General features: G+C 69.9%; 4 protein-coding genes. All 4 read left to right on the top strand.

Features of this window, described 5'->3' with window-relative positions; all coding sequences use genetic code 11:
- Positions 1-2,015, top strand: a 2,015-nt coding sequence (locus tag EFK10_RS45260; protein ID WP_127361461.1) for a phage tail tape measure protein, incomplete at its 5' end; no start/stop codon positions are given.
- Positions 2,016-4,265 (top strand): hypothetical protein, encoded by a 2,250-nt coding sequence (locus tag EFK10_RS45255; protein WP_127361460.1) that lies wholly within the window; start codon positions 2,016-2,018, stop codon positions 4,263-4,265.
- Entirely contained in the window at positions 4,265-5,164 is a 900-nt protein-coding gene (locus tag EFK10_RS45250; protein WP_127361459.1) for a phage distal tail protein, read from the top strand. The genes EFK10_RS45255 and EFK10_RS45250 overlap by 1 nt, the downstream gene beginning before the upstream one ends.
- A 10-nt stretch (positions 5,165-5,174) precedes the next feature.
- Positions 5,175-5,711, top strand: a complete 537-nt coding sequence (locus EFK10_RS45245; RefSeq protein WP_127361458.1) for a hypothetical protein — start codon at positions 5,175-5,177, stop codon at positions 5,709-5,711.
- The last annotated feature ends 61 nt before the right edge of the window (positions 5,712-5,772 follow it).

Below are 5,772 nucleotides of genomic sequence, written 5' to 3'. Positions count from 1 at the left end.
CGGCCCTGGGCACGCGGGCGGTGCAGGCGCGGGAGGCCGCCGACGGGCGGGCCTTGCAGGCGGTTGCCGCCCAGTCGCAGGTGGAGGCGGCGGCGTCGCGGCGTGCGGCGGCGAACGCGGGCGCTGTGCGGCAGGCCGAGGCGGCTGCTGCCGCCGAGACCCGCGACGCGACGCAGGCCCGCACCGACGGCTACCTACGCTCGGGGCTGGTGCTGTCGGCGGTGCTCGGCGCCGGCGTGCTGCAGGCCGTGCAGCTGGAGAAGCGCATGGCGAACGTCATGACGATCTCCAAGGAGATCAACGCCGGTTCGGTGAGCGGCTTCACCGACCAGATCGTGCAGATGTCGACGGGCCTGACGCAGTCGTCGACGCAGCTCGCCGAGGGCCTGTACCAGATCGTGTCCACGGGCTTCGACGGCGCGGACGCCATGACGATCCTGCAGGTCGCATCCAAGGGCGCCAGTGCGGGCCTGACGACGACCGAGACGTCCGCGCGGGCCCTGCTGGGCGTCCTGAAGGCGTACGGCCTGACGGCGGGCGACGCCAGCGGCGTCATGGACACGATGTTCCAGACCGTCAACAAGGGCGTCATCTCCTTCGAGGAGCTGGCGCAGAACCTTGGTGACGTGGTGCCGATGGCGGCCGCCGCCGGCGTGAAGTTCGACGACCTGTCGTCGGCGTTCGCGGCGATCACCCTGTCCGGTGTCCCGGCTGCGGAGTCCGCCACCGCGCTGAACCAGATGATGACGCGGATGATGGCGCCCACCACCGACCTGAGCAACGTGATGCGCAAGCTCGGGTACGAGTCGGCGGCGTCCGCGTTGCAGCAGGACGGCCTGTACGTGGTCGTCAACAAGTTGACGAAGGCCACGGGCGGCTCGTCCGAGGCGATGACCAAACTGTTCGTCGACGTGCGAGCGACCCGCGCGGTGCTGTCGCTGGCTGCCAACGACGGCCGCAACTACGCCGACTCCTACGAGGGCATCGCCAACGAGGTGGAGCGGGCCGGCGCCACCCAGAAGGCGTTCGAGCTGCAGATGAACACCACCTCGGGGCAGTGGGCGATGTTCTCCAACCGGGTACAGGCGGTGGGTGTCGACCTGGGCCGGGCTCTGCTGCCGGCGTTGCAGAGCGTCGGTGAGGCGCTGTCGGTGTTCGCGGGGGCGATCAGCGACCTTCCCTCGCCGGTGAGGACGCTGGCCGGGGCACTGCTGGCTTTGATGTCGGCGACGTTGCTGCTGCGTGCCGGTGTCGGAAAGGTGAGCGTGCAGTTCACGGCGTTCCGTACCGCGATGGCCGAGGCCAGGGTGGGTGGAGCAATGCTTCCCGCCGTGCTGAGCGGTGCGGGCCTTGCCGTCTCCGCGCTGGCGGCGGTGCTGACGATCGGTGTGCTGGCGTACTCGGCGTACTCGGCGTCGAAGGAGAAGGCGAAGGCCGCAACGGCGGACCTGGTGGACGCGCTGCGGCAGGAACGCGAGGCGGGCGACGCGGGCGCCGGTGTCCGCAAGCTGACCGAGCAGCTGACCAACAGCGACGACATGAAGAAGCTGGAGAAGCTGGGCATCTCCACCACCACCGCCATCGATGCGATCACCGCCGGCGGGACGAAGCTGGACGAGCTGTACGCGAAGATCAAGACCGGGCGCGATGCGTCGTTCTTCACCACGCCCAACTCGCCGGTCGTCACGTACGACACGCGCTGGGACGATGCGAAGAAGATCCTCGACAAGCAGCACGGCATCTGGTCGAACGCGGTCAAGGACGAGGCGTCGCTGGCCGCCCAAATGCAGATCGTCAACGCGCGGCTCGCCGCTTCCCGGGTCAAGGTCGGCGACCTGTTCAGCCTGGACCAGTTGCTTCCGGTCGGGACCGACGGCCTTCCGCAGTACACGGATGAGATGAAGGCGGTGGCGCAGGCCCTCGGCGACATCGTGAATCCGGCGAAGGCGTGGCAGGACGCGCAGGACAAGGTCGCCAAGTCCAACAAGAACGCGAAGGCGTCGCTCAAGGACTAAATGAAGGAGCTGGAGCACCAGCTCAAGGCGCAGCGCGACTTCCAGAAGAACCTGTCCACATTGGCGATGGCCGGGTACACCGGCCTGACCGACCACTTCGCGCAGCTCGGTGCGTCGTCGGCGCCGATCCTGGATGAGCTGGTCAAGCAGCTCGGCAAGGGCAAGACGAAGGTCGCCGATGAGCTGCAGGCGATCATCGGGGAGTCGGCGTCGCGTTCCCAGGAGACGTTCCGGGCCGGTCTGGAGCAGTTGCCCGCGATCGCCGCCACCTATGGCAAGAAGATCGCCCAGAAGTGGGCGGACGCTGCCGCGACCAACGACGCGGGCAAGTTCGGGCAGGTCATGCAGGAGATGGCCGTCACCGACATGTCCAGCGCGGTGAAGAAGGGCATTGCGGTCGCCAAGAGGCAGCTGCAGCGCGGCATGGCCCTGCTGGCGCAGGTCGCGCAGGAGGGCGGCACGGGCGCGGCGGACGCGCTGCGAAACGCCCTGCTGTCGGGGGATGTGACCGGCGCGATGGACCAGCTGGCGAACATCTGGGGCGCGGATGTGCCGATCAGCTCCAAGGACCTGCGGGGTGTCGTCTCGGCGTTTAAGACGGCCGGCGGCCAGGCCAAGGGCGAGTGGACGGGCATGCTCGACCTGATCGCGCAGGTCTCCAAGTCCAAGGGCTCTGCCGCCGCGCAGGCCCTGACGTCGGCGTTGCTGTCCGGGGACATGAAGGCCGTGAAGGCGCAGCTGGACGGGATCGGTGTGAGCGTTCGGGAGATCCCCGGCACCAAGAACATCTCCGTCAGCGTGAACCCGCCGTCGCCGGTGACGGTGACGGTGATCCCGCGCGTCGCGCCCGGCTCGAGCGTGCCGTGGGCGAACAAGCCCCAAGTACAGGCCGACGGGTCGCTGCTGTCGTTCTACGCCGGCGGCGGCACGCGCGAGTCCCACGTGGCGCAGATCGCGCCCGCGGGGTCGTGGCGGGTGTGGGCGGAGCCGGAAACGGGCGGCGAGGCATACCTGCCTTTGGCCCTGTCGAAGCGGGCCCGCTCCAAGGAGATCCTGGTGGAGGTCGCGCACCGGTTCGGGGCGAGCGTCGACTTCCACGCCGAGGGCGGCTTGTCGGGTTGGTCGTACACGCCGGCGGGCGGCCTGGACGGCCTGTTCTCCCTGTCGGGCATCGCGTCGGACTCGATGAACAGCAAGGGCACGGGCGTCGACTGGGCCAAGTTCGGCAAGAACCTCGACAAGTCGGTGTCGCAGGCGCAGCGGTGGCGTAAGGACCTGGCGACGGTTGCGCGCCGCGCCGGTACCGACGTCGCTGCCGCGCTGGAGGCGATGGGCGCCGACGGCGTCGGCCTGACGCACAAGATGGCCACGGGCACCTCGAAGTACGTGAAGAGCATGGCCGGGGATCTGGAGAAGCTGGCGGCGACCGCGAAGGCGTCGCTGTCGGACTACACCGTCCAGCTCGGTGGCGCGGCCAAGCAGACGTCGGCGTTCCAGCAGGACCTGGCGAAGCTGGCGGCGCAGGGCTATGGGGACCTGGCGTCGCGGCTGGCCGCGCAGGGCGACGAGGCGGCACAGCAGCTCGCGGCGCAGGCCGTGAAGTCCAAGTCGGCCGCGTCGAAGGCCAACAATGCCTCCAAGGCGGCGTCGGCGACGCTGTCCGACCAGGACCTGGCCGACTTGCTGACGGTCATCTCGGCGATCAAGTCGAGCAAGACCGGTATCCACCAGGTCGCCGACGCCACGCAGCTCGGCGAGGACCGCATCATCGAGGTCGGCAACGCGGGCCTGTCCCGGTTGAAGAAGGCGCTGGGGTCGCGGGCGTCGAAGTTCGTGTCCGATCTGGGGCGGGCCAACAAGGGCCTGTCGTACGCGGCGGGCGGTGTCCTGACGCCGGGGCTGTATGCGACGAGCAACGGCCTGGTCAGGTTCGCTGAGCCTTCCACCGGGGGCGAGGCGTACATCCCGCTCGGGCAGTCCACGCGGGGCTCGGCGACGGCTGTCCTCGAGGACGTCGCCCAACGCTTCGGCTACACCCTCACCGCGCAGGGCGTCTCGGGGCCGGTGCCCGTGGATGCGAAGCCCGCCGGCGGCGTGCACGTGGTCGTGGTGAAGGAGGCGGCCGCGCCGCTGATCGGCCAGATGCCGGTGACCGTCACCGGTAGTGCCGGTGGCAGCGGGGCGGCGCAAGAGATCGGCGCGGAGGTGATGCGGCGCCTTCGTGCCGCGCAGCGAGGAGGCAAGATCTGATGACGACCCTTGGGGACTACCAGTTGGACGTCGGCGGCGGCCTGGTGATCGGCTCGGGCACGCTGCTGCCGATCGGTGAGATCACCGGGCTGGGCGCGCCGGAGCTGCGCACCGAGGACGTCGACAACCCCACCGACGACGGCGGCTTCCCGGGCGTGGACCTGTTCGGGACGCGGACGGTGACGATCGAGGCCGGTATCCGCACCCCCGACGACCCGGCGGCCGCGCTCGATTTGCTGGCCCGGCTGCAGCAGGCCACCGGCGCTGATGCCGTCCGCAAGACGGCGGGGGCGCTGGCGGTGCTGCGCGCCAAGTGGCCCGGCCGGGACGTCAAGCGCCTGTACGGCAGGTGGCGGCGGGTGGAGACGGCCGCGATGGCGCAGGCCGTGTACGGGTGGATTCCGCTTACGCTGGACTTCGCCGCGACGGACCCGCGCTGGCACGCCGACGACTCGCAGTCGCTGACGCTGCCGCTGGACATCTCGAATGACTCGCAGGGCTTCACCGCTCCGGTCCGAGCCCCGATCACCACGGGGGTGTCGAACCCGGCCGAGCGGCCCGGGTGGGTCCTCAACGAAGGGGACCTGGCGGCGTGGCCGACGGTGCGCATCGACGGGCCGGTCACCAACCCGAAGGTGTGGGTGGTGGACACCGGCCGCTACCTGCAGCTGCAGATCAGCCTGGCGGCCGGGGAGTGGATCGACATCGACACCCGGCCCGGCACGCGCTGGGTGCTGCGCAACGGGTCGGGTAACGCGGCGCCGGCGCTGACGTCCGGCTCCCGCCTGGACCTGTTCCAGATCCCGCCCGGCAAGAGCGAGATCCGGTGGACCGCCACCGACTACACGAACACCTGCCGCCTGACCCTGTCGTGGCGCGACGCCTACACCGCCTTGTGAGGACACCTCAATGACGCTGATCCAGCCCCCGATGATGGTCAACGGCGGCGTCCATCCCGCCCGCACCATGCGCATGATGATCCGCGACCTGTCGCGCGGGTCGCAGGGCGTGACCGAGTACAACGACCTCAAGGTGAGCCAGCAGGCGACGCCCGGCGCGGGCGTGGCTGTCGCCGACGGCTCCGGGGTGGTGCGGGGTGCCGCCTGGGGCCAGGGCTCCTACACCCAGTACAACGTGGGTACGGCGAGCGTGAACATCGCCCCCACGGGCGCGTCGGGGCGCACCGACATGGTGGTGCTGCGCGTCCTGGACCCCGAGTACGAGGGCAGCTTGAACCCGGCCTCCGACGACATCGGCTACTTCCACGTCGTGTCGAATGTGTCGGCGACGGCGACGCAGCCGCCGGCGGGGATGACCGCGATCCCGCTGGCCCGCATCGCGATCCCGGCGAACTGCGCGACCATCACCGACGCGATGATCACCGATGTGCGGGGCATCGCCAACCCGCGTAGTGCAGCGATTCATAAGTTCTTCGGGGAGTGCTGACTACGCTCAGTGCTCCCCGAGCGCGGCGAGGTGGACACCGCACGCGCAGTCCAGAGCCTCT

The sequence above is a fragment of the Streptomyces soli genome (genome assembly GCF_003999195.1).
GTDB classification, from domain to species: Bacteria; Actinomycetota; Actinomycetes; order Streptomycetales; family Streptomycetaceae; genus Actinacidiphila; species Actinacidiphila soli.
Note: the sequence above shows the minus strand (reverse complement) of the source record. Positions and strands in the feature narration are given on the sequence as shown.

Bases quoted from the DNA above. Each gene is read 5' to 3' on its own strand.
- EFK10_RS45255 (WP_127361460.1), top strand. From the start codon at position 2,016: ATGAAGGAGCTGGAGCACCAGCTCAAGGCGCAGCGCGACTTCCAGAAG.
- EFK10_RS45250 (WP_127361459.1), top strand. From the start codon at position 4,265: ATGACGACCCTTGGGGACTACCAGTTGGACGTCGGCGGCGGCCTGGTG.
- EFK10_RS45245 (WP_127361458.1), top strand. From the start codon at position 5,175: ATGACGCTGATCCAGCCCCCGATGATGGTCAACGGCGGCGTCCATCCC.